This window comes from Actinokineospora xionganensis (genome assembly GCF_014323725.1).
GTDB lineage: Bacteria > Actinomycetota > Actinomycetes > Mycobacteriales > Pseudonocardiaceae > Actinokineospora > Actinokineospora xionganensis.
The window spans coordinates 76,945-103,362 of the sequence record NZ_JABVED010000010.1 but is presented as its reverse complement, the minus strand read 5'-3'; the positions used below and the strand labels follow the sequence as shown (position 1 = coordinate 103,362).

Here is a 26,418-nt window from a genome sequence, read left to right as displayed (position 1 = left end):
GCCGCCGCGGTGCACGAAGCTGACGATGCTGCGCTTGCGCGGCTCCTGCTCTGTCGGTGTCACGCCGGACAGCCTGCCAGGTCAGGGCGTCAGCGATTCCATCCGGGCGAGGTTCGAGCGCAGGTCGGCCGGGCCCGCGACGGCGATCGGGAGCGGCGCCGGGCCCGCGTGCACGGCGACGACGTCGATCCACCCGGGATGGCGGTCGGTGTGCGCGAGGGTGGTCGGGATGCCCGGCGTGCTCAGCGCGCGCTCCGACGGCATGTACTCCCAGTATCCCGGCTCGCCTTCCTCGCCCCACGGCACGAACACCCAGCCTGGGCGGGCGTCGAGGAGCTTGGCCACGCGGTCCTCCAGGCGGAAGCCCTCGAGTCTCGTGCCCAGCAGGCCCGCGGCCATCGCCCGCAGCCACCACGGCGCGGACACTCCGGGGCCGGCCGCTCGTGCGGCGCGGTAGAGGGCGAGTACCTGCCGTTCGGGGGCGCGGTGCACCCATGACAGCCGCGCGTCGGCGGGGGCGGTCGCATGCCCGTGGTTGGGCTGCTCCAGCGCCTCGGCCCACTCCAGGCTGATCATGGGCTCGACATGGAGACCGCGGCTCACAGCGCGGTCGACGGACTGGGTGCGCTGCGGTGCGCTCGAATCAACCACCGTCAAGGTCCACCTCCAAGGGCTCGCCCGAGACGGGAAGGGACTTTGATCAGACCCCGAACAGGGGACCCCTGTCCGCCCGCTGTGCTCAAGATCACATCTACTTAACGTGGTCTTAATCCGCGTGGTTGTTGTAAGCAACCGGGCCGAATGGACGGTAGGGGGACAAAGCCCCTTGTCGTGTCGATCCAGTCACGGCAGAGGACCCGGGCCACCCCCCGAAAGGTGACCCGGGCCCGCTTTCCCCGAATGGTCGCCGCCATCCCCCGACGACGGGCGACCACGCCCTTATGCGTCCCGCTTGTTCGCCGTCACCAGCGCGGCGGCCAGCAGCACCACGCAGACGCCCGCGAAGTAGGCCAGCGACCCCCACGGGCTCAGCGGCGGGTTGCCGGTCGGCCCGGCGAGGAACTGGTCGACCGCGGTGAACGGCAGCCACTTCGCGATGTCGTCGCCGACCCGCGGGATCACCGGCACCAGCGTCTCGACCAGCAGCGGCCAGATCATCAGCACCGAGATCGCGCCCGCCGACTGCCGCAGCAGCACGCCCACGGCCACGGCGAGGACCGCCGAGAGCCCGTAGACCAGGCCGGTGCCCGCCACCAACCGCCAGTCGGCGGCCGAACTGATCGCCAGGTTCGCCTCAGGCTGGATGAGGGTGGCGATACCGAAGGATCCGAAGGCCGCCAGCTCGCCGATGACCATGGCGAGCAGGGCGACGACCAGGGTCTTCGCCAGCAGCGCGGCCGTGCGGTTCGGGATCGCCTGGAAGGTGGACCGGATGGTGGAGAAGCGGTACTCGGTGGTGATCGCCAGTGCGGCCATCACCATGACCACCATCAGCCCGAACATCCGGCCGAACTGGGTCACCTCCACCGTCAGCGGGAAGTCCGCTTCCGCGGTCGCCGTGATCAGCGCGGCCAACCCGACGGTCACCGTCAGGGCGGTCAGCAGGCACCACCACGGCGAGCGGGTGGTGAACAGCTTGATGCGTTCGACTGCGAGCAGCGTCATCAGGCGTCCCTCCGGTTCGCCACGACCAGCGAGATCAGGAGCATGAGCAGGCCGAACCCGGCGAAGATCGCCACCGCGGGCCACGGCCCGACAGTCGCGTCGGACAGGCCGGGGCCGAACTGGTCGGGCCTGCCGGTCGGGTCCGGGTTCCCGGTCAGGAAGTGGTGCGCCAGGTTGAACGGCAGCCACTGGTGGATCTTCGGGCCGACCGTCGGGATGAGCGTGACCAGGTTCTCGACCAGGTTCGTGTAGATCAGCAGCAGCGAGATCGCGCCCGCCGAGTGCCGGACGAGGATGCCGACGGCCACCGCGACGACCGCGGCGATCGCGTAGACCAGGCCGACACCCGCCACCGCGCGCCACTCGAAGGCCGTGTTGATCGCCAGGTCGACGTCCGGCGTCATCATGGTGGCGACGCCCCAGGACCCGAAGGCCGCCAGCAGGCCGATCACCCCGGCGAGTAGGGCCACCACGACGGTCTTGGCCAGCAGCGCGGCCGAGCGGTTCGGGATCGCCTGGAAGGTGGCCCGAATCGTGGAGAAGCGGTACTCGGTGGTGACCGCGAGCGCCGCCATGACCATGACGACGACCAGGCCGAAGCCGTAGCCGAACTGGGAGGCGCTGACCGTCATCGGGACGTCGGCCTCGGCGGTGCCCGCCATCAGCGCGGCGAACCCGACCGTGACGCCGAGGGCGATCAGCGTGCACCACCACGGCGAGCGGGTGGTGAACAGTTTGATGCGTTCGACAGCGAGGAGTGTCATGGAAGTCACTTCCCCGCAGCGACGAGGTCGATGGTCTCGGCCAGACCCGCGTGGTATTCGACGGAGTCGCCGGTGAGCTGCATGAACGCCTCTTCCAGCGAACCGCGCTGCGGGCTGAGCTCGTGCAGCACCGCACCGGTCGACGCGGCCAACTCGCCGATCTCGGCGCAGTCCATCCCGGTCACGACCAGGCTGTCGCCCTCGTCGCGCAGCGAGACGCCGGTGCGGCCCAGCGCGGTGCGCAGGGCGGACAGGTGCGGGCTGCGCACCCGGACGGTGTTCTCGGTGGCCTGGGCCACGAAGTCCTCGGTGGAGGTCTGCGAGATCAGCTTGCCGCGGCCGATGACGACGAGTTCCTGGGCGGTGAGCGCCATCTCGGAAAGCAGGTGGCTGGAGACGAAGACCGTGCGGCCTTCTTCGGCCAGGCGGTGCATGAACTTGCGGATCCACAGGATGCCCTCGGGGTCGAGGCCGTTGACCGGCTCGTCGAAGAGGAGCACCTGCGGGTCGCCGAGCAGCGCGGCGGCGATGCCGAGGCGCTGCGACATGCCGAGCGAGAAGCCGCCCGCGCGCTTGTTGGCCACCGAGGTCAGGCCGACGATGTCGAGCACCTCGTCGACGCGCTTCGGGTTGATCTTGTTCGACTTCGCCATCCACTGCAGGTGCGCGCGAGCCGAGCGGTTCGGGTGAACCCACTTGGCGTCGAGCAGCGCCCCGACGGTGCGCAGCGGCTGGTGCAGGTCGCGGTAGTGCTTGCCGTCGATCAGCGCCGAACCCCCGGTCGGCGCGTCGAGGCCGAGAATCATCCGCATCGTCGTCGACTTGCCCGCGCCGTTCGGCCCGAGGAAGCCGGTGACCCGGCCGGTCGGGACGGTGAACGACAGGTTGTCCACGGCGAGCGTCTTCCCGTACCGCTTGGTGAGGCCCACTGCCTCGATCATGATTTCTCCCTTTGCCTTCGGTGCCGGTGCGCTCGTCCGCGACGGCTCCCCCACGTCAACCATCCTGGGCCGCGCCGCGCGATTCCGCGTCGTGCTGAGGTCTCGCGTACGGGTCACCTTGTGGGACTACGGTCCATCAGCCTCAGGTCTGATCCAATCCGTGACGACCCTGAGCCGACCCTGATTCGTTCGAGGGACCCCGTCGGGGTGACAGGGTTAATGAATAGTGGTTCAATAATCCCGTGGCGAGACCTCAGACCATCACTGACCAGCGGTTGCTCGTCGCCGCGGGCGACGTGATCGGCCGCCATGGGCCTGGGTTCACCCTGGCTCAGGTGGCCGCGGAGGCCGGGGTGTCGGTGGGCACCGTGGCGCAGCGGTTCGGGTCGAAGAGCGGGTTGCTGCGAGCGCTGACTGTCCACTTCACCGGCGAGGCGGCTGTCACCATGCGGGCGGCGGCGGAGTCCGCGGCGTCCCCAGTGGACGGTCTGCGGGCGGCGGCGATCGTGACGCACGTCGGCCTCGGCGACGCGAAGACGGCGGCGAACCACCTGGGGCAGTTGGGCATGGACCTCGTCGATCCCGTGCTGCGGCAGCTGTTGGGCGAGCACTACGCGGCGATGGAGGACGAACTCCGCCGCGCTTTTCGGGCGGCCGCGGCCGATCTGCCGCGCGCTCCGAGTGCGGCGCGGGCCGCTCAGGTGCTTCTGGCGGTGGTGAACGGAGTGTCGATGGACTGGTCGATCCGGCCGAACGGGCGGCTGGAGGACCGACTGGCGGCGGACGTGGACGCTGTTCTCGATGGATGGAGGGGATGATCATGAGTCTTGCGGGCAAGGTGGCCGTGGTGACCGGGGCGACCCGGGGATGCGGACGTGGGATCGCGGTGGAGCTTGGCGCGGCCGGGGCGACCGTCTACGTGACCGGGCGGACGACTCGTGATCACCAGTCGCCGATGGGGCGCAAGGAGACGATCGAGGAGACCGCCGAACTGGTTTGCGCGGCGGGCGGTGTCGGGATCCCGGTCCAGTGCGACTTCTACCTGCTGTCCGATGTGGACGCCCTGCGGGATCGTGTCCTCGCCGATCACGGGCGGATCGATGTGCTCGTGGACGACGTGTGGGGTGGGGACAAGTTCGTCGAGTTCGGGACGCCGTTCTGGGAGTCGGACCTGGAGAAGGCGCTCGGGGTCGTGCACAACGGGCTCGACACCCACCTGATCGCGCTGCACCGGTTGCTGCCGCTGGTGGTGGCACAGCCCGGTGGGCTGGTCATCGAGGTGACCGATGGGGATGTGGACGAATATCCAGGGCCGGTCGGGATTCCGTACCACCTGGTGAAGTCCGGGATTCGGTCGATCGGGCGGGCGCTTGGCGCTGACCTGGCTCCGCTCGGGTGCACCGGGATGGCGGTGACTCCGGGGTTCCTGCGGTCGGAGATGATGTTGGAGCACTTCGGGGTCACCGAGCAGAACTGGCGCGAGGCCAAGGAGCCCGACTACGTGCTGTCGGAGACGCCGAGGTATCTCGGGCGTGCGGTCGCCGCGCTCGCCGCGGATCCCCAGGTGTCACGGTTCGCGGGGAAGACTCTCGCGAGCTGGACTCTGATGCGGGAGTACGGGTTCACCGACGTCGACGGCAGCCAGCCGGATTGGGGACGCTGGTTCGAAGACGTCCACGGCGGCGGCCTTGATCCATCCACAGTGGACGCTTCCGCCTACCGCTAGACGTCGCCCGGCCGGACCAGGCCGGTCTCGTAGGCGAGGACCACGGCCTGGACCCGGTCGCGCAGCTCCAGTTTCGCGAGCACGCGGCCGACGTGGGTCTTCACCGTCGCCTCCGAGAGGAACAGTTTCCTCGCGATCTCGGTGTTCGACAGGCCTTGGGCGATCAGGACCAGGACCTCGCGCTCGCGTTCGGTCAGGGCGTCCAGTACCGCCGCGTCGCGGGGTTCGCCACCACCTGGGCCGAGGAAGCGGTCTAACAGCCGCCGGGTGACGCTGGGCGAGACGACGGCGTCCCCGCTGGCGACCGAGCGCAGCGCGGACACCAACTGCGCGGGCGGGGTGTCCTTCAGCAGGAACCCGCTGGCGCCGTTGCGCAGCGCCGACAAGGCGTACTCGTCGAGGTCGAAGGTGGTCATCACCAGGACCTTCGAGGTGCCCTTCTCGGTGATCACCCGGGTCGCCTCGACACCGTCGAGGATGGGCATGCGGACATCCATCAGCACCACGTCGGGACGCAGTTGTTCGGCCAGTTCGATGGCCGCCCGGCCGTCGCCCGCCTCGCCGACGATCTCCATGTCCTCCTGAGCGCCGAGGACCATGCGGAAGCCCACACGCATGAGTTCCTGGTCGTCGACGAGCACCACTCTGATCACCCGACCCAAAGTAGCCCCCTCACGCGGTCGACACCGGCAGAACCGCGTGGACCCGCCAGCCGCCGGTCGGCGCCGGGCCCGCCTGGAGGGTGCCGCCGAAGACGTTGGCGCGTTCCCGCATCCCGATGAGGCCGTTGCCGCCGACGACGTTCGCCAGCGCCTTGCCGGAGCCGCGGTCGGAGATGTCCAACTCGACCCGGTCGCCGATGCGGGCGACCCGCACCTCCGCCGAGGCGCCGGTGCCCGCGTGCTTGATCGTGTTGGTCAGCGCTTCCTGCACGATCCGGTAGATGCCGAGGCCGACGCCCGCGGGCAGGTCGTCCAGGTCGCCCGACAGGTCCAGCCGCACCGGGACGCCGATCGTGCGGACGCGCTCGGCCAGTTCGGCGAGGGACTGTGTGCTCGGCTGCGGCACGAGCTCGGACTCGTCGCCGTCGCTGCGGAGCACGCCAAGGAGCCTGCGGAGTTCGGTGAGGGCTTCGCGGCCGGTGGCGGAGATCGTGTTGATCGCCCGCTCCGCGAGCTCCGGCTGGGTGCGCACCGCGTAGGCGGCGCCGTCGGCATGTACGACGATCACGCTCACCGCGTGCGCCACCACGTCGTGCAGTTCGCGGGCGATGCGGGCGCGTTCCTCGCCGACCGCCAACCGGGCCTGCTGGTCGCGTTCGGTCTCCAGCAAGGCCAGTCTCCGCTCGACCTCCACGTGGTAGGCCTTGCGGGCCCCGGTGAACTCACCGAGCACCCAGCACAGCGCGAAGATCACCACGATGACCAGGGTCGGCAGGATCGCCTCGGGGAAGCCGATGCGCCAGACCGACCACCCCGCGGTGCCGAGCGCGAGCCACAGCGCGTAGAGCGCCGCCTGCTTGCGGCCGACGTAGGTGACGAGGGTGTAGAGCGCGATGCCGAGCGCGAAGTCGGCCAACCGCACCCGCGCGTCGGTGCCGCCCCCGCCCGGGACCCCGTGGGTCAGCAGTTGGGCGAACCCGGCGAACAAGATGAGGTACGCCGAGAGCAGCGGGTCGCGCCTGCGGATGACCAGCGGGCCCAGCATCGCGGCGCCGACCAGCCAGTACACCCACGCCTCGACGCCCCCGGGCATCTCGAACAGCGACAGCAGCTCCAACAGGACGAGGAAGGTCGCGATGACGATGTCGCCCGCCATCGGGTGCTTCTTCATCCACAAGCTCAGCCGTCGCACTGGATGAGCGTAGGCAGGTTCACGCCGCGCGCGCGTCAGCCTGGCGTCGCACGCGGTCTCGTCCTGCGGACGGATCCGACGGTCCGGGCACGCGGCTCCCGCGCACATGGCACGATTCCTCACGACCGAGGGAGGATCGGGCTTTGACAACCGCGACCGAGCAGCAGCATCTCGCCGGGCCGCTGTCGGCGGCGGTCGCCAACCTGTGCCAGCGCCTGCAGCCGCAGGTGTCCGCGCGGACGGCGGCAGGCTTCCGCGAGGTGCTGCGCAGACTCTCGGCCCCGCTGCAGGTCGCCGTCGCGGGCCGGATCAAATCCGGCAAGTCGACGCTGGTAAACGCGCTGATCGGGCGGCGGATCGCGCCCACCGACGTGGGCGAGTGCACCCGGCTGGTCACCCGGTTCCAGTACGGCACGGTCGACCGGGTCGAGCTGATCTTCTTCGACGGCACCAAGCAGGTGCTGCCCTTCGACGTCGGCGGCATGATCCCCAACGACCTCGAAGTCGACTTCGACAAGGTCTCGCACCTCGAGGCGTACCTGACCAACGCCGTCCTGCGCGACCTCACCGTCATCGACACCCCGGGTCTGGGATCGCTCGACCTCGCGTCGGTCAAGCGCACCGAGCAGCTCCTCGGCGCCGCGCAGCAGGAGGAAGACGAGGAGTCCGGCGACGGCGAACTCGACGACACCTCCCGCAACGCGGTCGCGGGCGCCGAAGCCGTCCTCTACGTGGTCACCCAGGGCGTGCGCGCCGACGACCAGCAGGCCCTCGCCGCGTTCACCGCGGCCACCGCCAGCCGCGAGGCGGGCCCGGTCAACGCCATCGCCGTCCTCAACAAGGCCGACACCATCACCCCGGAGTCGGTCACCGGCAGCGACGGCGACGTGTGGAAGGCCGCCACCCTGCTCGCCGAGAAGCAGGCCGCCACCCTCAAGCCCCGGGTCGCCGACGTCATCCCGGTCATCGGCCTGCTCGCCGAGTCCGCCGAGTCCGGCGGCTTCACCTCCGCCGACGCCGACGCGCTGCGCTCGCTGTCCAAGCTCGACGACGCCACCTGGGAAACCATGCTGATGTCGGCGGACATCTTCACCACCTGGGACTGCGACGTCGCCGCGGGCACCCGGGTCAAGCTGCTGGAGAAGCTCGACCTCTACGGCATCCGCACCGCCGTCGACGCCCTGCGCGCCGAGCCCGACCTCACGGCGGGCGCCCTGCGCCGCAAGCTCCTCGACGCCTCCGGCCTCGCCGGGCTGCGCAGCAGACTCGACGCCGTCTTCCGGGCCCGGGCCGACGGCATCAAGGCCGCCGCCGCGCTCGCCTCCGTCACCGCCCTGGCCCACGCCTCGGGCGACCCGGGCGAGCGCCAGCGCGTGCACGACGCGATCGAGGTCCTGCTCGCCAAGCCCGAGGCCCACCAGCTGCGCCTGCTCGAAGCCCTCACCCTGGTCACCTCGGGCGCGGTGTCGATGCCCGATGACCTGGCCGAAGAGGTGCTCCGGGTCGGCAGCAGCCCGGACGTCCCCGAGCAGCTCGGCATGAAGGGCAGGCCGCACAAGGAGCTCTCCGCCTACGCGCTCGAGCGCGCGGGCTGGTGGCGTTCGTTCGCGTCCTTCGGCGCCACCCCCGCGCAGAGCCGGGTCGCCCACGTCGTGCACCGCGCGTACTTCCTTATCTGGCAGCAGCTCAAAGCACAGGACACCGGCGCCGGTCCCCAGGGATAAGGCACCACCGAGAAGACTTGGATGACGATGGCTTCCTGGTTCAAGGGCAAGAGCAAAGACGGCGGCAACGAGGACTCGACCATCCAGGTCGAAGCGCAGGTGATCGAGAACGCCGACACCGCCGCACCGGTGGAGCTGGTGGACGACTTCCGGGTCGAGCCCGCGCTGGTGAGCATCGCGCCGGAGCTCTACGACCAGGCGATCGACGAACGCCGCGCGCTGGTGACGCTGTGCCTCTACGCGCACGACCGCGCCCGCAGCTCCGGTGTCGCCGAACGCATCGAGGAGGGGCTCGCCGCTGTCGGCGTCGACGCGGTCCGCCCCGACGGCGCGAAGTTCGACCCGTCGGTGCACGAGGCGGGCGGCACGATGGGCACCGAGGACGATGCCCTCGACGGCACGGTCGCCGAGACCGAGGTCGTCGGCTTCAGTGACCGCGGGCAGGTGCTGCGCCCGCCGATCGTCACCGTCTACACGAGCAAGGCGACCACCGCATGACCCAGCCCCAGCCGCTGTCGCTGCCCAAGCAGGTCGCGCTGGCCAGGGAGAAGCTGCTCGCCCTGCTCCGCGAAGCCGAGCCGGAGTCCGCGCAGTGGGTCGAGGAGATCCGGTCGCGGCGCAAGAAGAAGCCGTCGGTCGTGGTCGTCGGTGAGACCAACCGCGGCAAGAGCTCACTGGTCAACGCCCTGATCGAGACGCCCGGTCTGTCCCCGGTGGACGCCGACGTGGCCACGGCGACCTACCTGATCTTCGGTCATGCCGAGGAATGGGAGGCCCGGGCCTGCTACCCCGGCCAGCTCGCGCCGGTCCCGGTCGACCTCGGCAAGCTGATCAACTGGGTGTCCGCAGCGCACGACCTGCCCGACGGCGAACTGCCGCCGCGCTACGTCGAGGTCGACGGACCCGTGCCGCTGCTGGAGAAGCTCGTCCTCGTCGACACTCCCGGGGTCGGCGGGCTCGACTCCGTGCACGGCGAGTTGGCCATCGAGGCCGCCGCGTCGGCGACCGCGCTGCTCTTCGTCGTCGACGCCTCCGCGCCGTTCACGCTGGGCGAGCTGAACTTCCTCGCCAACATCGGCGACCGGGTGGAGACGGTCGTCTTCGCGCTGTCCAAAGTGGATCAGTACCGGGGCTGGCGGCAGGTGCTCGAGGCCAACCAGGCGCTGCTGACCGAGCACGCGCCCCGGTTCGCGGGCGCCACCTTCCACCCGGTGTCCTCGCGCATGTTCGAGATGGCCGGGAAGGCACCCAGCCCCGAGGCCGCGACCATGCTCAAGGAGAAGTCCGGTGTCGTGCAGCTGCAGCAGGCGTTGCAGAGCCTGCTGGTCGGCCGCTCCGCGATGCTGTCGGAGGCGAACACGCTGCGCGCGCTGTCGTCGGCGCTCGGCGAGCTGAAAGTGAAGCTGGACAACGAACGCCGCGCCCTCACCACCGGTGAGGCCGAGGCCGAGGCGCTGCGCGCCCGCAAGGAGGAGCTGACCTCCGAACGCCGGTCCTCGACCAAGGGCTGGCAGGTCAAGCTGCGCAGTGAGATCCAGCGCGCCCGGCTGGAGAACGCGCACGAGGTCAGTCGCCAGATGCGCGACCTGCAGTCGTGGTTCCGCCAGGCCATCGACACCGCCGACCGGGAGAAGCTCGCGGCGCTGCCCGGGCAGGTCGACGCCGCCATGCAGATGGTGTCCGGCAAGATCAGCCAGTCGGTCAGCGCCCGGCTCAACCAGGTCGCCGACACCGTGCTCAGCGAGCTGTTCAGCCCCGACGAGCTCGAGGTCATCCGATCGCAGTTCGCCCGCTCCGGTCAGTCCCAAGTGGTCCTGCGCGCCGCCGAGAAGCGGATGCCGACCGCGGAGGACAAGCTTCTGGTCTTCATGGGCATCTCCGGCGGCTTCGGCGCGGGCAAGATGGCGGTGCTGCCGATCGCGGGCGCAGTGGCCGCGCCGATCTTGTTGGTGCCCACCATCATCATCGGGCTTGGCGCGGGCTGGTGGATCGCGCGCACGCGTAAGCACTCCGCCGACAAGCAGCACATGAAGCTGTGGCTCAACGAGTCCATCGCCGATTCACGCTCCACGTTGGACCAGTTGGTTTCCGAGCAGCTGATCGACGCGGAGTCGCAGCTCTCCCTCGCACTCGACGAGGCGTTGGGCAAGCGCATCGCCGGAATCGAAGAACAACTCCGTGAGGTCGACAAGGCATTACGACTTGACGTGAGCGAGCGCCAAAAGCTGGTCACCGTGGTAAACAAGCGCCTGACCGACGTAGTCGCCGGACGCGACCGTGCGGAGAAGCTCCTCGCGAGCATCCGTTCCGTGCGCGACAAGGGTTGACCCGATCAGCGGTACCGAAGTTCTTTGGTAACGCCGGGAACCGGACCGACGGGTAGTCAGTCATACCCACAACAAAGACGGACAATCCCGAAAGGGATTCAGTAAGGGGGTTCCACGTGTACGTGGACGAGACCGGCGCCGACACTGACACCACCGCCGACGACACGTCGAGCCAGGACGAGCTGACCGTCGAGGTCGGGGGCGAAGAGTACGAGGTCGAAGAGAACTACGACTACGACAAGGACGGCTCGAACGACACCGCCGTCGTGCAGACCGAGGACGGTTACATGGCGTTCACGGACACCGACGGCGACGGCACCGCGGACACGATGGTCCAGCTCGACGAGGAAGGCAACGTCACCGGCGCCGCCGAGTACGACGAGGCCTCCGGCGAGTGGACCGAAGCCGACCCCGACTCCGTCGAAGCGCCCTCGGGGGACGGCGCCGACGAGGGTGGCGCTTCCTCGAAGGACGACAAGGACGACGACAAGGGCACCGACGCGACGTCGACCTCGTCGAAGGACGACAACGCCGAGGACGACTCCACGGACTCGAAGGGTTCCGGCGGCGAGGAGATCACCGTCGACACCAAGGACGGCGACCAGTCCGCGGGCAAGGCGGAGTACGACGCCGACGGCGACGGCACCAACGACACCGCGGTCGTCACCGACGAGGACGGCAACACCTACGCGTTCACCGACTCCGACGGCGACGGCGAAGCCGACCAGGCGATCGTGGTCGAGGCCGACGGCGACGTCACCATCGCCGAGCACACCGGCGAGGACGAATGGACCACCGTCGAGACCGGTCACATCAACTCGGACGGCACCTACGAGTCCGACAGCGGCTCGAGCAAGACCAGCGCCTCCGACTCCGCCTGGCAGGGTTAATTCGTAGCTCGGCTCCACCAGAAGAGATCCCGGCACGCGGTTGCGTGTCGGGATCTTTTCTTGATCTACCCATCTGACGTGGGAAGACTCACGTTTCGGCGCCCAGGTTCGCGGAACGGACAGGTGGATGTCCGATTTGTGACTACGCATCCGTGTACTGAATCGATTCCCTTATCGTTCCTGTGAGAGAACCGACAGGACAGGCCTCGGTTACCTGGCAGTCACTTCGCTAGCCTCAATGCATTCCTTCATGGCACGGACCCGCTCGATCCCGAGCGGGCGCGCAGCCATTCGATGAGGACGCCGTCGGTCCCTCCAGGACAGATGGCGTCCTGATCGGCATTTCGGCGTTCAGTCAGGAGACGAGGCGAGATGACGGCAGTGACAATCCCTGGCGTTGACCAGGCACCGACGACGCACCAGCGACTCCTGGCGTGGGTGCGCGAGGTGGCAGAGCTGACCGTTCCGGACCAGGTGGTCTGGGTCGATGGCTCCGAAGAGGAGTGGACCCGGCTGACGGACAAGCTGGTGGAGGCAGGCACCTTCACCCGCCTGGCGAAAAAACCGAACTCGTTCTACGCGGCCTCCGACCCCAACGACGTCGCGCGCGTCGAGGAGCGGACCTACATCTGCTCGCAGGATGAGGCCGACTGCGGTCCCACGAACAACTGGATGGACCCGGCCGAGATGAAGGCCGTGATGACCGAGCTCTACCGGGGCTCGATGCGCGGCCGCACGATGTACGTCATCCCGTTCTGCATGGGTCCGCTCGACGCGGAGAACCCGATGCTCGGCGTCGAGATCACCGACTCGGAGTACGTCGTGGTCTCGATGAAGATCATGACCCGGATGGGCGCGAAGGCGCTGGAGCGGTTCGTCGACGCCGACGGCACCGAGCGCGACTTCGTCCCCGCCCTGCACTCGATCGGCGCACCGCTCGAAGACGGCCAGGCCGACGTCGCGTGGCCGTGCAGCGACACCAAGTACATCGTGCACTTCCCCGAGGAGCGGCTGATCTGGAGCTTCGGCTCCGGCTACGGCGGCAACGCCCTGCTGGGCAAGAAGTGCTACTCGCTGCGCATCGCCTCGGTGATGGGCCGCGACGAGGGCTGGCTGGCCGAGCACATGCTCATCCTCAAGCTGACCTCGCCCGAGAACAAGGTCTACTTCATCGCCGCGGCCTTCCCCAGCGCCTGCGGCAAGACCAACCTCGCGATGCTCGACCCGACCATCCCCGGGTGGAAGGTCGAGACGATCGGCGACGACATCGCCTGGATGCGCTTCGGCAAGGACGGCCGCCTCTACGCCGTCAACCCGGAGAACGGCTTCTTCGGCGTCGCGCCGGGCACCGACTTCCACACCAACCCGAACGCCATGCGGACGATCGCCAAGGGCAACTCGCTGTTCACCAACGTCGCGCTGACCGATGACGGCGACATCTGGTGGGAGGGCATGGGCGAGGCGCCCGCGCACCTCACCTCTTGGAAGAAGAACGACTGGACGCCGGACTCGGACGAGAAGGCGGCGCACCCGAACTCGCGCTACTGCACCCCGATCGAGCAGTGCGACACCAAGGCACCCGAGTGGGACGACCCCAACGGCGTGCCGATCTCGGCGATCTTCTTCGGTGGCCGCCGCGCCACCACGATCCCGCTGGTCACCGAGTCGCGCAGCTGGCAGCACGGCACCTTCATGGGCGCCACGCTGTCCAGCGAGACCACCGCGGCCGCGGTCGGCCAGGTCGGTGTCGTGCGCCGCGACCCGATGGCGATGCTGCCGTTCATCGGCTACCACGCCGGTGACTACTTCAAGCACTGGATCGAGACCGGCAAGAGCGCCGACGCGACCAAGCTGCCGAAGATCTTCTACGTCAACTGGTTCCGCCGTGGCGACGAGGGCCAGTTCCTGTGGCCCGGATTCGGTGAGAACTCCCGTGTGCTGAAGTGGGCCATCGAGCGCATCGAGGGCAAGGCCGCGGCCGTCGAGACCCCGATCGGCTACGTGCCGACGATCGACGACCTCGACCTGGACGGTGTGACCGACCCGCGCGAGGACATCGAGGCCGCGCTGAAGGTCGACGTCGAGGAGTGGAAGGCCGAGCTGCCCCTCATCGAGGAGTGGTTCGACAAGATCGGCGACAAGCTGCCGACCCCGCTGCGCGACGAGTTCGAGGCGCTCAAGCAGCGTCTGGGCTAGCAACTGGCAAAACCGGGAAGGCCACCACGAGATTCGTGGTGGCCTTCCGGCGTTTTCAGCGTCACCATCAGCGTGTTGTCCTGTCCCATGAATAGGACGATCACGATTCGGGGAGGCTGAGGACAATGGGCGAGGCGGATAGATGGCGGTGGCGGCGATCGGGATACGACGAACGGGTGCACGCCTTCCCCAGTGACGAGCGGCCCGCGAGCTTCGTCGAGGCCGCGTGCACGCACAGCGTGCCGTTCGGCAAGATCGGTTCCTCGCACGAGGGGCCCCGCTGTCTGCCCTGCCTGTTGATCATCGGTGATCGGCTCGCCGAACAACACAGCGTTTCGGCCTTCGACCTCTGAAGTTGCTGTCCACAGCCTGTGGACAAAGTTGTGCACAGCCTGTGGACACTTGTCCGTCCGTGGGTGAATCGCGGCATGAATTCGTTACCAGTTAACTGGTGACGGGACCGTCCTCGCGCTCTACTGTTTCCCGGCAACGTCCCCGCGAACCGAGCGAGGTATGCCGATGGCCCTGCCTGGGAAAACGGGCTCCACACTGCGGTGGAGCCCATGGAATCTGCTGCTGGCGGTTCCGCTGCTGTGGTTGATCACCCCCCTTTACAACCGAATCGGCCCTGAGCTGTTCGGAATGCCCTTCTACTACTGGTTCCAGTTCGTCGGGATTCCCGTCGGCGTCCTGTGCACGACGCTCGTCTTCCTCAAGACGGCCGACGAGCCGACGACGCCCGCGCCGGGTGCCGGCCTCGACGTGGACGACCTGGATGAAGGGACCGGCCGGTGAACGACCTGCACTGGACAGAGCTGATCGTCTTCGCCCTCCTGTTCGGGGTGGTCACAGTCATGGGCTTCGTGGCGGCCAAGTGGAAGGCCGGGGAGACGCTCGAACACCTCGACGAGTGGGGACTGGGCGGCCGCAAGTTCGGCTCGTGGATCACGTGGTTCCTGATCGGCGGCGACCTCTACACCGCGTACACCTTCGTCGCGGTCCCGGCGCTGATGTTCAGCGCGGGCGCGGCGGGCTTCTTCGCCCTGCCGTACACGGTGATCGTCTACCCGATCGTCTTCATGCCGCTGCTGCGCATGTGGTCGGTCTCCAGGGTCCACGGCTACGTCACGCCCGCCGACTTCGTCCGCGGCCGCTACGGCTCGCCGCTGCTCGCGCTGCTGATCGCGATCACCGGCATCGTCGCCACCATGCCGTACATCGCGCTGCAGCTGGTCGGCCTGGAGGCGGTGCTGCGCACGCTCGGCTTCAACGGCTCCGGCGTCGTCGGGCACCTGCCGCTGCTGATCGCGTTCATCGTCCTCGCGGTCTACACCTACCAGTCAGGCCTGCGGGCGCCCGCGCTGATCGCGTTCGTCAAGGACATCCTGATCTACGTCGTGATCGTCGTCGCGGTGATCTACCTGCCGATCAAGCTCGGCGGCTGGAGCGAGATCTTCAGTTCGGCCGACGAGAAGTTCAAGGCGACGCCCGCGGCGGGCGATGGCTTGCTGCTCAACGGGAACAACCAACTGCAGTACGCGACGCTGGCCCTGGGTTCGGCGCTCGCCCTGTTCCTTTACCCGCACTCGATCACCGGCGTGCTCGCCTCCCGAGGTCGCAAGGTGATCAAGCGGAACATGTCGGCGCTGCCCGCGTACTCGCTGGTCCTAGGCCTGCTCGCGCTGCTCGGCTACATGGCGATCTCGGCGGGCACGAAGCCGATCATGAACCAGGCGACCGGCAAGGCCGACACGAACACGATCGTGCCGGTCCTGTTCCAGGACCAGTTCCCGTCGTGGTTCGCGGGAATCGCGTTCGCCGCGATCGGCATCGGCGCGCTGGTGCCCGCGGCGATCATGTCGATCGCCGCGGCGAACCTGTGGACGCGCAACGTCTACAAGGAGTTCATGCACAAGGACGCCACACCCGCCCAGGAGGCCAAGCAGGCCAAGCTGGCGTCGCTGGTGGTCAAGTTCGGCGCGGTCGCGTTCATCCTGTTCATCGACCCGCAGTTCTCGATCGACCTGCAGCTCATCGGCGGTGTGATGATCCTGCAGACCCTGCCCGCGGTGGCCATCGCGCTCTACACGCGCTGGTTCCACATGCGAGGCCTGATCGCGGGCTGGACGGTCGGCATGGCCTGGGGAATGTGGCTGCTCTACAACATCCCCAGCGCGGACGGGAAGCGACAGCACTTCGGGTCGTCGGCGCTCAAGCTCAACGACCTGGGCTTCTTCGGCTGGCACCCGTTCGCGGGCAACAGCCTGCTGATCTATGCGGGCATCCTGGCGCTCGCGGCGAACCTGATCGTCGCGGTCGTGGTCACGGTGATCGCCCGGCGGTTGCGCGCGTTCAACGGCACGGACGAAACCAACCCCGGCGACTACCACGTCGACGAGGGTGACAAGAAACTGAAGAAGATCGGCGCGCACTAGGGGCGAGGTGCGCGCGGGCGGTCGGCCCGCGCGCACCTACCTCTGCGAGTGCGCCACACCGGCCAATACGACGGCGACCACCCCAGCGATCGCGATGCCCGCGGTGAGCGCGACAACGACGAGCCCGCAAATGGCGATGCCCAACATCATCAGCGCTCGACGCAGCGTCGGTGCCCACCCGCCCAGCACGCGCTCGGCGGCGAGCATGAACTTCTCCCCCGCGGAAAGACGCGCGGGCGCGGGTTCCGACCTCGGCGACGGGATCATGGGGTCAGCCGGGGGCGGCACGTAAGTCAGGTGCACGGCGCGGCGGTGTTCCGCGCTGGTGGACTCTGGTCCTTTAACGGCCAAAGCTGTCGAACTCCTTAGGTCTGCCCGAGTCGCCGTTAAGTCTGCCGCCATTCGGCCGAAGAACCCGCGTCTACTTCGAAGTAGACGGTGAGCGGAGCGTGTCCAGCGACGAACGGAAGGCGAGCGACAAGGCACGCCGATCGAGTGATTCGCTGACCGGAAGCGATCACCGGAGCCGACTGTTGGCCTATTCGGGTGGACTCGGCATCGTCGCAGGTCGCGCGACAAGCGACGCGGCGCCGACGATGCCCGCGTCTTTGCCCAGTTCGGCGGAAACGACCCGCAAATCGCTCACATACGTCAACTTGGCGTGCCGGGCGACCGCCGAACGAATGGGCGCGAACAGCAACTCACCCGCCTGGGCGACACCGCCGCCGACCACCGCCAGCTCCAGATCGAACATCACGGCGGTCGCGGCGATCGCCATGCCGACCGCCTGCCCGCTGCGCTCGAACGCGGCCATCGCGATCTTGTCGCCCGCCGTCGCCGCGTCCGCCAGCGCCTTGGCGTCGGCACCGTCCGGGGCGTTCCAGCCCTGGGAACGAGCCCAGGTCACCAGGTTCGGTCCGCTGGCGCGCACCTCGACACAGCCGACGCCGCCGCAGGGGCAGTCCGGCTCCTCGTCGACGGCGGTGTGCCCGATGTGCCCGGCGTTGCCAGTGCGGCCCGGGTACGCCCGGCCGCCGAGAACGAGCCCGCCACCGACGCCGGTGGAGACGACCAGGCCGATCAGGTCGTCGGTCCCACGGCCCGCGCCGACCCAGTGCTCACCCAGCGCCATGCACAGGCCGTCGTTGGCGAGCACGACGTCGGTGTCGGGAAAGAGCTGCCGCACCCGGTCGCGCAGTGGAAAGCCGCGCCACTCGGGGATGTTGACCGGCGAGGCGGTCCCGGCCCGCAGGTCCAATGGTCCCGCGCTGGCGACACCGACGGCGTCGACGTCGGTGTCGAGCTGACGAACGCACTCCTCGATGGCCGCGAAGACGAGGTCCGCGTCGCCATCCGGCGTCGGGACCTGCACGCGGTCCAGCACTTCGCCCTCGCCGCTGACGATCCCGGCCGCGATCTTCGTCCCGCCGACGTCAATACCCAGGTAAGCCACCCGAGAAGTATGCCGCCGTCTCGTTTCTGCGCTCATCTAAGCCGATCTAGAGATTCTTCTAGATGACTTCATACTCAGGTATCCGCGCATCGCGGGACCCCCATCCGGCGTTAGCCGGGTGTCCGCCGGGTCACACTCCTGACAGGACAGCCGCCGGAAGTCATCAGGAGTTGACCGGCGATTCATCGGGATGTGCGCCAGTTCACCGGACAAACGGGTGCATTTGGCTGGCGGAAGGTGCATACTTGACTCATAGCCGGTCAGCCAGAACGGCAAACAGCTTCCGAAGGGGATGCGACCAGAATGAACATCGCTGCGAAGATCCGAGCCCGCCGCGTCGAGGCCCGTACTCGCAAGGCGGTGACTCGCGCCATCGAGCAGGCGGCCACGCCGTCGATGCGCCACGAGCTGATCACCCTTGCGCAGACGCAGCACGTGACCTGGCGCTAAGCCCCTGCTTCAAGCCCTCAATTACACAGATCCAAAATGTGATGCAGGGCACAGTTTGGTTCTGTGTAACACCACCGGGACGTAGCACGATGTTCCGGTTGACCCCGTAGTGCTGGCGGACCCCCGACCTGGCAGCACTGCGGGGTTTCTATTTGCCTGCTCAACGCTGTCGCGTTTTCGCGGCGTGCCCCTTCGTCGTTGTCTTGGGGGTCGAGCCCCCAAACCCCCACGGTGGAGCAGCACGCCTGACCCGGCACTACCGGATCCCGTGACCTCGCTTGACCTCCGACGTCCCACGGTGAGATCTACGGTTGTGGTGTTCAAAACCGATGAAGCGAGCTGACGTCGTCTGGGCGCTCCTCGATCATGGCTGTAGGTCGATTCGCAACACTGGCGGCCATGAGGTGTTCGGGTGTCCGTGCGGGGCGCACCGCGCGCCAGTGCCCAGGCATGGCGTGGTCTCAGCTGGAGTGGTCAAGTCCATCGGTTCACAGATGGCTTGCCTTTCGAAGGGTTTGCTGCAATGACGTTCAAGGCGACCGCGTCTCGCGAAGGTAAGTACTGGGTGGTGGACGTCAAAGGTGTTGGCGTCACGCAAGGTCGCAATGCTGCGGAGGCGACGGCCATGGCGCGCGACCTGATCGCTGTCATGGAGGACATTCCGCTCGATCAAGTACGGGTGTCTGTCGAATTCAAGGTCACTGGAGTCGACCAGGCCGAGGTGTCCCATGTACGGCAAGCCGTCACCGATGCCGCTGTGGCGCAGGAGCGTGCGGCGACTGAATCGCGCAAACTTGCGGCGAAACTGATCGATGCCGGCCTGTCGGGCCGCGATGTGGCGGAGGTTATGGGGGTGTCACCACAGCGTGTGTCCCAGTTGATCAGCCGCGGCCGGTCCGAGGCGTCCTGACCGCGCTCATTCGTCCATGCCCAAGAGGTAGCGGCCGAAGTGCGGGACAGTGAAGGCGATGCGCCCACGTTCCGCGGAGTAGATCAGCCCCTTCTTGATCAGGCTGTCTCGTGCCGGTGAGAGCGAAGACGGCTTGCGGCCCAAGTACACCGCCACGTCCGAGGTGCCCGCGCCCTCGTCCTTCCCCTCGGTCAGTTCCGCCATCGCGCGCAGGTACTCGCGTTCCGCGGGCGTCGCGCGTTCATACCGCGAGCCGAAGAAGCCCACCGCCAACTCCGCCTCCGCCTCCGGTGCCGCGACGGCCACATCCTCGACGGTGATCGGATCGTCCGGCGCAGCGTCCCAAGCCGCCTTGCCGTACGCCTGGATGAAATACGGATAGCCGCCCGAACGCTCGAACAGTGCGTCCAAGGCCTCCGGTGTGATCCCGGCTTCCTCGCGGTCCACCGGTGCGAGCACGGCTTGATCAGCGTCCCGGCGATCCAAGCGATCAATGCGCACGTATCGGAAAAGTCGCTCGGAGTAGGACTTGCTGGCCGACAACACGGCGGGCAGGTGCGGCAGGCCCGCGCCGACGACCACCAGTGGCGCTCCTGACTGGGAAAGCTCGTGGCAGGCGGCGCAGAGGGCGGAGATGTCGTCGGGGTTGATGTCCTGCATCTCGTCGATCAACACCGCCACGCCCGTGCCCACGTCCTGGGCCAGCTCGGCCACCTCGGTGAACAGCTCCACCAAGTCGATCTCGATGTCGCCGGAGTCCGCGCGGCCCTGGGTGGCGGGGACGTCGATGCCGGGCTGCCAGCGTTCTCGCAGCTTCGCGTTGTCGGGGTTCGCTTTCAATGCAAAGGCCTTCAATACGCCCAGCACGGACTCGACCCGGTCCGGCGCGCGGTGGCGGACGGCGAGGTCGCGCACGGCTCGGTGCAGGGCGGCGGAGAGCGGTCTGCGCAGGTCGGCGTCCGGGCGGGCTTCGATCTTGCCCGCGCCCCAGCCGCGGCGGACCGCCATGGACCGCAACTCGCCGAGCAGGACCGTCTTCCCCACGCCGCGCAGGCCGGTGAGGACCAGGCTGCGTTCCGGGCGGCCGCGGGCGACTCGTTCGAGCACGACCTCGAACGCCTTGAGTTCCTTCTCGCGACCAGCCAGCTCCGGCGGGCGTTGGCCTGCGCCAGGAGCGAACGGGTTGCGCACCGGGTCCATCATCCGACGGTATCGACGTTTCTAGCGTGGACCCGATATTGAGCGAGAATCCCCGACGGCGTGTCGACCGTTGGGGCCTCTACGGGTCTCTAGCCAGCTCGCTAGAGACCCGTAGAGGAGCTGCTACTTCTCGATGATCGCCGTGACGCCCTGGCCACCGGCCGCGCAGATCGAGATGAGGCCCTTGCCGGACCCCTTCTCGTTCAGCAGCTTGGCCAGCGTCGCCACGATCCGGCCGCCGGTCGCGGCGAACGGGTGGCCCGCGGCGAGCGAGGAGCCGTTGACGTTGAGCTTCGCCCGGTCGATCGAGCCCAGCGGCTCGGTCAGGCCCAGCTTCTCCTTGGCGAACGCCACGTCCTCCCACGCCGCCAGCGTGGCCAGGACCTGCGACGCGAACGCCTCGTGGATCTCGTAGAAGTCGAAGTCCTGCAGCGTCATGCCCGCGCGGGCGAGCATTCGCGGCACGGCGTACGCGGGCGCCATGAGCAGTCCCTCGTCACCGTTGACGTAGTCGACCGCGGCGGTCTCGTAGAAGGTGAGGTAGGCGAGCACGGGGATCTTGTGCTCCTTGGCCCACTGCTCCGAGGCCAGCAGCACCGCGGACGCGCCGTCGGTGAGCGGGGTCGAGTTGCCCGCGGTCATGGTGCCGTCGGGGCCGCCGAACGCCGGCTTGAGCTTCGCCAGCTTCTCCGCCGACGACTCCGGCCGCAGGTTCTGGTCGCGCGAGAGGCCCTGGAACGGGGTGACCAGGTCGTCGAAGAAGCCCCGGTCGTAGGCCGCGGCGAGCTTCTGGTGGCTGGCGGCGGCCAGCTCGTCCTGCGCCTCGCGGGTGATGCCCCACACCTTGGCGGTGATCGCCGCGTGGTCGCCCATCGCCAGACCGGTGCGCGGCTCCGCGTTGCGCGGGACGTCGGGCATCAGGTGGCTGGGGCGCAGCTTCGCGGCCAGGGCGAGCTTCTGCTGAACGGTCTTGGCGTTGTTCAGCGCGATGAGGATGTGGCGCAGGTCCTCGTTGACCGCCAGCGGGGCGTCGCTGGTGGTGTCGACGCCGCCTGCGATGGCCGAGTCGATCTGGCCGAGGGCGATCTTGTTGGCGACCTGCATGATCGCCTGGAGACCGGTGCCGCACGCCTGCTGGAGGTCGTAGGCGGGGGTCTCCGGGGAGAGCTTGCTGCCGAGCACGGACTCCCGCGCGAGGTTGAAGTCCTTGCTGTGCTTGAGGACAGCACCGGCCGCGACCTCGCCGATCCGCTCACCCTGCAGGCTGAAGCGGGCCACCAGCCCGTCCAGCGCGGCGGTGAACATGTCCTGGTTGGAAGCCTTGGCGTAGGGCCCGTTTGACCGCGCGAACGGAATCCGGTTCCCGCCGAGAATCGCTACGCGGCGGACGCGAGTGGGGGCCATCTCTCCTCCTGAGCACAGGTTTACATCTGCGGGTAGCATCATAACCTACTCTAGAGTAGGTTTACTAGCGAGTAGGGAGGCGTAAAACGGATGACTGACCGCTACCAACAGTTCAGCACTTCCGGCGTCGGACGGCTTCTCGTGAAGCGTCTCGGACTGCCGAACCCCGAGCCGCTGCGTCGGTACAAGAGCGGCGAGCCCGCTCTGACCGGCCCGGCGCTGGTAGGGGGCACCGGACGACTGGTCGACGCCATCGGCGCGGTGCTCAAATCGGCGGGTATAGAGGTGCTGACGACACCGGCCGGGGGCGACACCCAAAAGTACGGCGGTCTCGTCTTCGACGCGACCGGAATCACCGACCCCACCCAGCTGCGCGCGCTCTATGACTTCTTCCACCCGGTCATGCGCTCCATCGCGCCGTCCGGTCGGGTAGTCGTCCTGGGCACGCCGCCGGAGAGCGCGACCGCCCCGGGCGAGATCATCGCCCAGCGCTCGCTCGAGGGCTTCACGCGCTCGGTCGGCAAGGAGCTCAAGCGCGGTGCCACCGCCCAGCTGGTCTATGTCCAGCCCGGTGCGGAGGACAAGGTCGAGTCGACCCTGCGCTTCCTGCTCTCGGCCAAGTCGGCCTACGTCGACGGCCAGGTCATCCGGATCGGCACGCACGGCGGCGCCGTCACCGAGCCGGAGAACTGGAACGCCCCGCTCGCGGGCAAGGTCGCGCTCGTCACCGGCGCCTCCCGCGGCATCGGCGCGGCCATCGCCGAGGTGCTCGCCCGCGACGGCGCGCACGTCATCGCCCTCGACATCCCGGCTCAGGGCGCCGACCTCGCCAAGGTCGCCAACAAGGTCGGCGGCTCGACGTTCCAGCTCGACGTCACCGCGGCCGACGCGCCCGCCAAGCTCATCGAGTACCTCAAGACCCGCCACGACGGCGTGGACATCGTGGTGCACAACGCGGGCATCACCCGGGACAAGACGCTGGCGAACATGAAGGAAGGCGCCTGGGACTCGGTCCTGGCCGTCAACCTGACCAGCCAGCTCAAGGTCAACGACGCGCTGCTCGCCGAAGGCGTCCTGCGCGAAGGCGGCCGGATCATCGGCGTCTCATCCATCGCGGGCATCGCGGGCAACCTGGGGCAGACCAACTACGGCACCAGCAAGGCCGCGGTGATCGGCATGGTCAACGCCTACGCCGACGAGTACGCCGCCAAGGGCATCACGATCAACGCCGTCGCGCCCGGCTTCATCGAGACCCAGATGACCGCCGCCGTGCCGCTGTTCATCCGTGAGGCAGGCCGCCGGATGAACTCGATGGCCCAGGGCGGTCTGCCGGTGGACGTCGCCGAGACGATCGCCTGGTACGCCAGCCCGGCGTCCGGCGCGGTCAACGGCAACGTCGTGCGCGTCTGCGGCCAGAGCCTCCTGGGGGCGTGATGGTGGAGCTGAAGGAGTCGCCGAACCTGGGTCTGCTGTTCCCCAAGGCGGTGCTCGCGGGCTTCACGAAGAAGGGTGGCGGCCCGCTGCCGGAGCGCGACTACGTGCGCACCGGTGTCTCGGTCGACCCGGCCCATCTCGCGGACTACAACCGGGTCTGCGAGTTCCGGCTGACCGACGAGTTGCCCGCGACCTACCCGCACATGCTGACCTTCCCGATGCAGGTCAAGCTGATGACGGACAGCGATTTCCCGTTCCCGCTGGTCGGATCGGTGCACATCGCCAACCGCATCACCCAGACCCGCTCGCTTCGTGTCGACGAGAAGTTCGACCTGCGGGTGCACGTGGAGAACCTCCGCGAGCACCCCAAGGGTCGGCAGTTCGACATGATCAGCGAGGCGTCGATCGGCGGCGAGGTCATCTGGCACGACGTCAGCACCTACCTCAACCGCGGTGGCGGCTCGGGCAAGTCCGAGCCGAACGGCGATCGCTCGGAGCTGCCGGAGCCGACCTCGGTCTGGAAGGTCCCGGAGGACATCGGACGCCGGTACGCGGAGGTCTCGGGTGACCGCAACCCGATCCACCTGCACCCGCTCTCGGCCAAGCTGTTCGGCTTTCCGCGCGCCATCGCCCACGGTATGTGGACGAAGGCGCGCTGCCTGGCGGCGTTCGAGGGCAGGCTGCCCGACGCGTACACGGTGGACGTCCGGTTCAAGCTGCCGGTGCTGCTGCCCGCGAAGGTGGGCTTCGCGGCCACGCCGGTTGGCGCCGGGTGGAAGTTCGACCTGGTGAACGCGCGCAAGCCGCAACCGCACCTCGAGGGCACCATTACCGCCTCCCCGAAATTTTGACGGTGGGTCACCTGCCATCTGATGGTGCGGGTTTGCGATGACCGTGGTCAGCCTTCGTCACGGTCCCCTTGGGTGACGGTTGGATAGCGCGGCCGGTTTGTCAGACACGGCTGCGTGAGGAACGGCCCACCGCTTGCGAGCGGTGGGCCGTTCCTCAGTTCTGGAGGGTGATCCCGGCCGGGTCGTGCCGCAGCCGGTGTCCCTTGCGCGGACCGCCCGCGCCCTCGAACGGGGTCAGCTCGTGGTTGCTGGTGACCCACACGTCGCCGCCGATCGCGACCTGGGTGAACCTCGGCGGACGACGCAGGACCCTGGAGATCAGGTCCGTCCTCGGGGTCGACACCCAGACCGCCGTGCCCGCGAGCTTCGGGAAGGCGGTCACGGAGTACGCGGGACCCGAGAACAACTCGACACCGTCGACCTGGACCCGCAGGTCCACCGGGTCGTCGGAGTGCGGGTAGAGGGTCAGCTGGAAGCACGACGCGGTGCCGTCGTCGCTGCGCACCGCGGGGACCGGTCGCTGCGGGCCGGGCTCGTCCCACTGGATGAAGGGGTCGGTGTCCTCCAGGTGGAAGGACGTCTCCGGGCACTCCAGCAGCGTGATCGGGGTCGACGCCATCTCGCCGTCGAGCAGGCCGACGAAGTGGTCGAAGGACTCCTCGTCCTCGACCAGCACGCCGATCGGCCGGTCCGCGGCCCGGGCGAACGCGGCTTCGAGGTCGGCGCGCTCGGGCCTGCTGCCCAGCCGGACCGTGTCGACGCCGTCGTCGAGCACCGTCTCCGGGCACTCGCACAGGATGATCGCGAGCATGTTCGTCACTCCGGGGTCGGGGTCCACACGGTGCCGGTGACCAGGTCGCCGAAGCCCATCCAGACCAGGTTCATCAGCCAGGACGCCACAGTCTTGTCCGAGACCTCCGGGTGGTCCAGCCACCAGTCGGCGAGCGACTCGCTGGCGCCGACGAGGGCGGCCGCGAGGGCTTCCGTGGACTTCGCGGGCGCCTCACCGCGGGTAGTGGCCGATCGCACAAGCAACGCGTCGACGAGGTTGATCGCCCGGCTGCGCATGGCGAGCAGCTCCTCGCTGAACGGGCCGCCCTGTGACGTCGCCTGCCGGTGCAGCACCCGCCAGCTCTGCTTCTGCTCGCCGACGAACTGGAAGAACGCCCGCAGTCCGTGCCAGAGCTGCATGTCGGGGGCCTGTTCGGTGGTCACGCCCGCGGCGATGGCCTCCATCAGCATGGTCGCCTCGCGGCGGATGCAGGCGGCGAACAGGTCTTCCTTGTGGCCGAGGTAGGCGTAGATCATCGGCTTGGAGACGCCCGCGACTTCGGAGATCTCGTCCATCGAGGCGTTGTGGTAGCCGTACTGCGAGAACACCCGGACCGCGGCGTCGAGAATCTGACGCTCGCGGACCTCGCGGGGCAGTCGCTTCACCCGCGTTGATCTGCGCTCTTCGTCGACGCTCACCCTGGTCCTCCCGATTCCTACTTGCACGTGAATCTACCCGTCCGTAGCCTACTGAAGAGTAGGTAAGGAGGGCTGATGTCTGAGTCACCCAAGGGCGCGATGAAGCCGCGGGATCTGGTCGCGTTGCTCGATCGGATGACCGTCGCCGAAGCGACCGCCATGGACATCGACGTCGATGCTATCGGGCGCGCGATCGATCCGAGGAAAGTCGGACGATCCGACCTTTCGACAATGCTCCGCGCCTTCCACCGACTCGCCTCCGAGGGCGCCGACATCCAGCTGTCCGGCATGGGTGCGGACACCTTCGCCAAGCTGATCTCGTCGGCCTCCACCGAACAGGTCCAGTCGATCATGGTCGATCCGGACCTGCGGGCCAGGATCCTCGACGAGGTGTTCAGACGGATGAGCACCCACCTGCGCCAGGACCGCGTCCGAGACCAGCACGCCGTCATCCACTGGCGCCTGACCGGCGGCGCGGGCGAAGGCGGCTACGACCGCTACGAGACTGTCATCAAGGACGGCTCCTGCACGGTCAATCGGGAGATGACCGAGCAGGCGAAGATCACCATCACCCTGTCCCCGGTCGACTTCCTCAAGCTCATCTCGAACAACGCCTCGGCTCCGGTCCTGTTCATGACCGGAAAGCTGAAAGTGCGTGGCGACCTGGCTTTCGCCGCCGGACTGGCAGGCCTGTTCGATCTGCCACGCGCTTGACCAGGCACAC

At 68.2% G+C, this 26,418-nt stretch carries 27 protein-coding genes; 15 read left to right on the top strand and 12 right to left on the bottom strand.

What is annotated here, in order from left to right:
- Positions 1-81: 81 nt before the first annotated feature.
- The 4 genes from GPZ80_RS18425 to GPZ80_RS18410 all read right to left on the bottom strand — a co-directional run bounded on the left by GPZ80_RS18425 (position 82) and on the right by GPZ80_RS18410 (position 3,370).
- Positions 82-651, bottom strand: a complete 570-nt coding sequence (locus GPZ80_RS18425; RefSeq protein WP_312880436.1) for a hypothetical protein — start codon at positions 649-651, stop codon at positions 82-84.
- A gap of 288 nt (positions 652-939) precedes the next feature.
- Entirely contained in the window at positions 940-1,665 is a 726-nt protein-coding gene (locus tag GPZ80_RS18420; RefSeq protein WP_187221679.1) for an ABC transporter permease, read from the bottom strand.
- Entirely contained in the window at positions 1,665-2,429 is a 765-nt protein-coding gene (locus tag GPZ80_RS18415) for an ABC transporter permease (protein WP_187221677.1), read from the bottom strand. The genes GPZ80_RS18420 and GPZ80_RS18415 overlap by 1 nt, the downstream gene beginning before the upstream one ends.
- A gap of 5 nt (positions 2,430-2,434) precedes the next feature.
- Positions 2,435-3,370: an ABC transporter ATP-binding protein gene (locus tag GPZ80_RS18410; protein WP_187221675.1), complete on the bottom strand. Its 936-nt coding sequence runs from the start codon at positions 3,368-3,370 to the stop codon at positions 2,435-2,437.
- Positions 3,371-3,612: 242 nt separating this feature from the next.
- Between GPZ80_RS18410 and GPZ80_RS18405 the strand changes: the two genes are divergently transcribed.
- Together GPZ80_RS18405 and GPZ80_RS18400 are read left to right on the top strand one after the other, a co-directional pair.
- Entirely contained in the window at positions 3,613-4,188 is a 576-nt protein-coding gene (locus GPZ80_RS18405) for a TetR/AcrR family transcriptional regulator (protein WP_187221673.1), read from the top strand.
- A 2-nt stretch (positions 4,189-4,190) separates the two neighbouring features.
- Positions 4,191-5,096 (top strand): SDR family oxidoreductase, encoded by a 906-nt coding sequence (locus GPZ80_RS18400; RefSeq protein ID WP_187221935.1) that lies wholly within the window; start codon positions 4,191-4,193, stop codon positions 5,094-5,096.
- On the opposite strand, the gene GPZ80_RS18395 is transcribed toward GPZ80_RS18400, so the two are convergent.
- Positions 5,093-5,749 (bottom strand): response regulator, encoded by a 657-nt coding sequence (locus GPZ80_RS18395; RefSeq protein WP_187221671.1) that lies wholly within the window; start codon positions 5,747-5,749, stop codon positions 5,093-5,095. The two genes, GPZ80_RS18400 and GPZ80_RS18395, sit on opposite strands and share 4 nt — an antisense overlap.
- Before the next feature lie 19 nt (positions 5,750-5,768).
- On the bottom strand, positions 5,769-6,929 hold the full coding sequence (locus GPZ80_RS18390; RefSeq protein ID WP_446678429.1) for a sensor histidine kinase: 1,161 nt from the start codon (positions 6,927-6,929) through the stop codon (positions 5,769-5,771).
- Positions 6,930-7,093: 164 nt separating this feature from the next.
- Between GPZ80_RS18390 and GPZ80_RS18385 the strand changes: the two genes are divergently transcribed.
- The 8 genes from GPZ80_RS18385 (at position 7,094) to mctP (ending at position 16,522) form a co-directional block, all read left to right on the top strand.
- Positions 7,094-8,674 carry a dynamin family protein gene (locus tag GPZ80_RS18385; protein ID WP_187221669.1) on the top strand — a complete coding sequence of 527 codons (1,581 nt, stop codon included), beginning with the start codon at positions 7,094-7,096 and terminating at the stop codon, positions 8,672-8,674.
- 27 nt (positions 8,675-8,701) lie between these two features.
- On the top strand, positions 8,702-9,172 hold the full coding sequence (gene grpE, locus GPZ80_RS18380) for a nucleotide exchange factor GrpE (protein WP_187221931.1): 471 nt from the start codon (positions 8,702-8,704) through the stop codon (positions 9,170-9,172).
- Entirely contained in the window at positions 9,169-11,001 is a 1,833-nt protein-coding gene (locus tag GPZ80_RS18375) for a dynamin family protein (protein WP_187221667.1), read from the top strand. The genes grpE and GPZ80_RS18375 overlap by 4 nt, the downstream gene beginning before the upstream one ends.
- Positions 11,002-11,117: 116 nt before the next feature.
- Complete coding sequence (locus tag GPZ80_RS18370) at positions 11,118-11,891, top strand: hypothetical protein (RefSeq protein ID WP_187221665.1); 774 nt, start codon at positions 11,118-11,120, stop codon at positions 11,889-11,891.
- Between the two features lie 372 nt (positions 11,892-12,263).
- Positions 12,264-14,087: a phosphoenolpyruvate carboxykinase (GTP) gene (locus GPZ80_RS18365; protein WP_187221663.1), complete on the top strand. Its 1,824-nt coding sequence runs from the start codon at positions 12,264-12,266 to the stop codon at positions 14,085-14,087.
- A gap of 125 nt (positions 14,088-14,212) precedes the next feature.
- A complete protein-coding gene (locus tag GPZ80_RS18360) occupies positions 14,213-14,440 on the top strand; it encodes a hypothetical protein (protein WP_187221662.1) in 228 nt (75 codons plus the stop codon).
- Between the two features lie 160 nt (positions 14,441-14,600).
- Entirely contained in the window at positions 14,601-14,882 is a 282-nt protein-coding gene (locus GPZ80_RS18355; RefSeq protein WP_187221660.1) for a DUF3311 domain-containing protein, read from the top strand.
- Between the two features lie 5 nt (positions 14,883-14,887).
- Complete coding sequence (mctP, locus tag GPZ80_RS18350) at positions 14,888-16,522, top strand: monocarboxylate uptake permease MctP (RefSeq protein WP_222719512.1); 1,635 nt, start codon at positions 14,888-14,890, stop codon at positions 16,520-16,522.
- A 36-nt stretch (positions 16,523-16,558) separates the two neighbouring features.
- On the opposite strand, the gene GPZ80_RS18345 is transcribed toward mctP, so the two are convergent.
- On the bottom strand, positions 16,559-16,873 hold the full coding sequence (locus GPZ80_RS18345) for a hypothetical protein (protein ID WP_187221656.1): 315 nt from the start codon (positions 16,871-16,873) through the stop codon (positions 16,559-16,561).
- A 187-nt stretch (positions 16,874-17,060) separates the two neighbouring features.
- Positions 17,061-17,975: an ROK family protein gene (locus tag GPZ80_RS18340; RefSeq protein WP_312880417.1), complete on the bottom strand. Its 915-nt coding sequence runs from the start codon at positions 17,973-17,975 to the stop codon at positions 17,061-17,063.
- Positions 17,976-18,278: 303 nt separating this feature from the next.
- On the opposite strand from GPZ80_RS18340, the gene GPZ80_RS18335 reads away from it, so the two are divergent.
- Complete coding sequence (locus GPZ80_RS18335; RefSeq protein ID WP_166657913.1) at positions 18,279-18,425, top strand: hypothetical protein; 147 nt, start codon at positions 18,279-18,281, stop codon at positions 18,423-18,425.
- A gap of 523 nt (positions 18,426-18,948) precedes the next feature.
- Positions 18,949-19,335, top strand: coding sequence for a HicB family toxin-antitoxin system (locus GPZ80_RS18330; RefSeq protein ID WP_187221651.1), 387 nt, complete (start codon positions 18,949-18,951; stop codon positions 19,333-19,335).
- A gap of 6 nt (positions 19,336-19,341) precedes the next feature.
- On the opposite strand, the gene GPZ80_RS18325 is transcribed toward GPZ80_RS18330, so the two are convergent.
- A complete protein-coding gene (locus GPZ80_RS18325) occupies positions 19,342-20,535 on the bottom strand; it encodes an ATP-binding protein (protein ID WP_187221649.1) in 1,194 nt (397 codons plus the stop codon).
- Between the two features lie 123 nt (positions 20,536-20,658).
- Positions 20,659-21,939, bottom strand: a complete 1,281-nt coding sequence (locus tag GPZ80_RS18320; RefSeq protein WP_187221647.1) for an acetyl-CoA C-acetyltransferase — start codon at positions 21,937-21,939, stop codon at positions 20,659-20,661.
- A gap of 90 nt (positions 21,940-22,029) precedes the next feature.
- Between GPZ80_RS18320 and GPZ80_RS18315 the strand changes: the two genes are divergently transcribed.
- Together GPZ80_RS18315 and GPZ80_RS18310 are read left to right on the top strand one after the other, a co-directional pair.
- Entirely contained in the window at positions 22,030-23,373 is a 1,344-nt protein-coding gene (locus GPZ80_RS18315; RefSeq protein WP_187221645.1) for a 3-oxoacyl-ACP reductase, read from the top strand.
- A complete protein-coding gene (locus GPZ80_RS18310; protein ID WP_187221643.1) occupies positions 23,373-24,224 on the top strand; it encodes a MaoC family dehydratase in 852 nt (283 codons plus the stop codon). The genes GPZ80_RS18315 and GPZ80_RS18310 overlap by 1 nt, the downstream gene beginning before the upstream one ends.
- 154 nt (positions 24,225-24,378) lie before the next feature.
- Here the strand turns inward: GPZ80_RS18310 and GPZ80_RS18305 are convergent, their stop codons facing one another.
- Entirely contained in the window at positions 24,379-25,035 is a 657-nt protein-coding gene (locus tag GPZ80_RS18305) for a hypothetical protein (protein ID WP_187221641.1), read from the bottom strand.
- Between the two features lie 5 nt (positions 25,036-25,040).
- Positions 25,041-25,694 (bottom strand): TetR/AcrR family transcriptional regulator, encoded by a 654-nt coding sequence (locus tag GPZ80_RS18300; protein ID WP_187221639.1) that lies wholly within the window; start codon positions 25,692-25,694, stop codon positions 25,041-25,043.
- A 75-nt stretch (positions 25,695-25,769) separates the two neighbouring features.
- On the opposite strand from GPZ80_RS18300, the gene GPZ80_RS18295 reads away from it, so the two are divergent.
- Complete coding sequence (locus GPZ80_RS18295; RefSeq protein WP_187221637.1) at positions 25,770-26,408, top strand: SCP2 sterol-binding domain-containing protein; 639 nt, start codon at positions 25,770-25,772, stop codon at positions 26,406-26,408.
- Positions 26,409-26,418: the final 10 nt, after the last annotated feature.

Excerpts from the sequence above, each read along its gene's own strand:
- GPZ80_RS18295 (WP_187221637.1), top strand. The coding sequence starts at position 25,770 with ATGTCTGAGTCACCCAAGGGCGCGATGAAGCCGCGGGATCTGGTCGCG.
- GPZ80_RS18305 (WP_187221641.1), bottom strand. The coding sequence starts at position 25,035 with ATGCTCGCGATCATCCTGTGCGAGTGCCCGGAGACGGTGCTCGACGAC.
- GPZ80_RS18325 (WP_187221649.1), bottom strand. The coding sequence starts at position 20,535 with ATGGACCCGGTGCGCAACCCGTTCGCTCCTGGCGCAGGCCAACGCCCG.
- GPZ80_RS18420 (WP_187221679.1), bottom strand. The coding sequence starts at position 1,665 with ATGACGCTGCTCGCAGTCGAACGCATCAAGCTGTTCACCACCCGCTCG.
- GPZ80_RS18330 (WP_187221651.1), top strand. The coding sequence starts at position 18,949 with ATGACGTTCAAGGCGACCGCGTCTCGCGAAGGTAAGTACTGGGTGGTG.
- GPZ80_RS18415 (WP_187221677.1), bottom strand. The coding sequence starts at position 2,429 with ATGACACTCCTCGCTGTCGAACGCATCAAACTGTTCACCACCCGCTCG.
- GPZ80_RS18375 (WP_187221667.1), top strand. The coding sequence starts at position 9,169 with ATGACCCAGCCCCAGCCGCTGTCGCTGCCCAAGCAGGTCGCGCTGGCC.
- GPZ80_RS18355 (WP_187221660.1), top strand. The coding sequence starts at position 14,601 with ATGCCGATGGCCCTGCCTGGGAAAACGGGCTCCACACTGCGGTGGAGC.
- GPZ80_RS18310 (WP_187221643.1), top strand. The coding sequence starts at position 23,373 with ATGGTGGAGCTGAAGGAGTCGCCGAACCTGGGTCTGCTGTTCCCCAAG.
- GPZ80_RS18390 (WP_446678429.1), bottom strand. The coding sequence starts at position 6,929 with ATGAAGAAGCACCCGATGGCGGGCGACATCGTCATCGCGACCTTCCTC.
- grpE (WP_187221931.1), top strand. The coding sequence starts at position 8,702 with ATGGCTTCCTGGTTCAAGGGCAAGAGCAAAGACGGCGGCAACGAGGAC.
- GPZ80_RS18320 (WP_187221647.1), bottom strand. The coding sequence starts at position 21,939 with ATGGCCCCCACTCGCGTCCGCCGCGTAGCGATTCTCGGCGGGAACCGG.
- GPZ80_RS18410 (WP_187221675.1), bottom strand. The coding sequence starts at position 3,370 with ATGATCGAGGCAGTGGGCCTCACCAAGCGGTACGGGAAGACGCTCGCC.
- GPZ80_RS18335 (WP_166657913.1), top strand. The coding sequence starts at position 18,279 with ATGAACATCGCTGCGAAGATCCGAGCCCGCCGCGTCGAGGCCCGTACT.
- GPZ80_RS18315 (WP_187221645.1), top strand. The coding sequence starts at position 22,030 with ATGACTGACCGCTACCAACAGTTCAGCACTTCCGGCGTCGGACGGCTT.
- GPZ80_RS18360 (WP_187221662.1), top strand. The coding sequence starts at position 14,213 with ATGGGCGAGGCGGATAGATGGCGGTGGCGGCGATCGGGATACGACGAA.
- GPZ80_RS18400 (WP_187221935.1), top strand. The coding sequence starts at position 4,191 with ATGAGTCTTGCGGGCAAGGTGGCCGTGGTGACCGGGGCGACCCGGGGA.
- GPZ80_RS18365 (WP_187221663.1), top strand. The coding sequence starts at position 12,264 with ATGACGGCAGTGACAATCCCTGGCGTTGACCAGGCACCGACGACGCAC.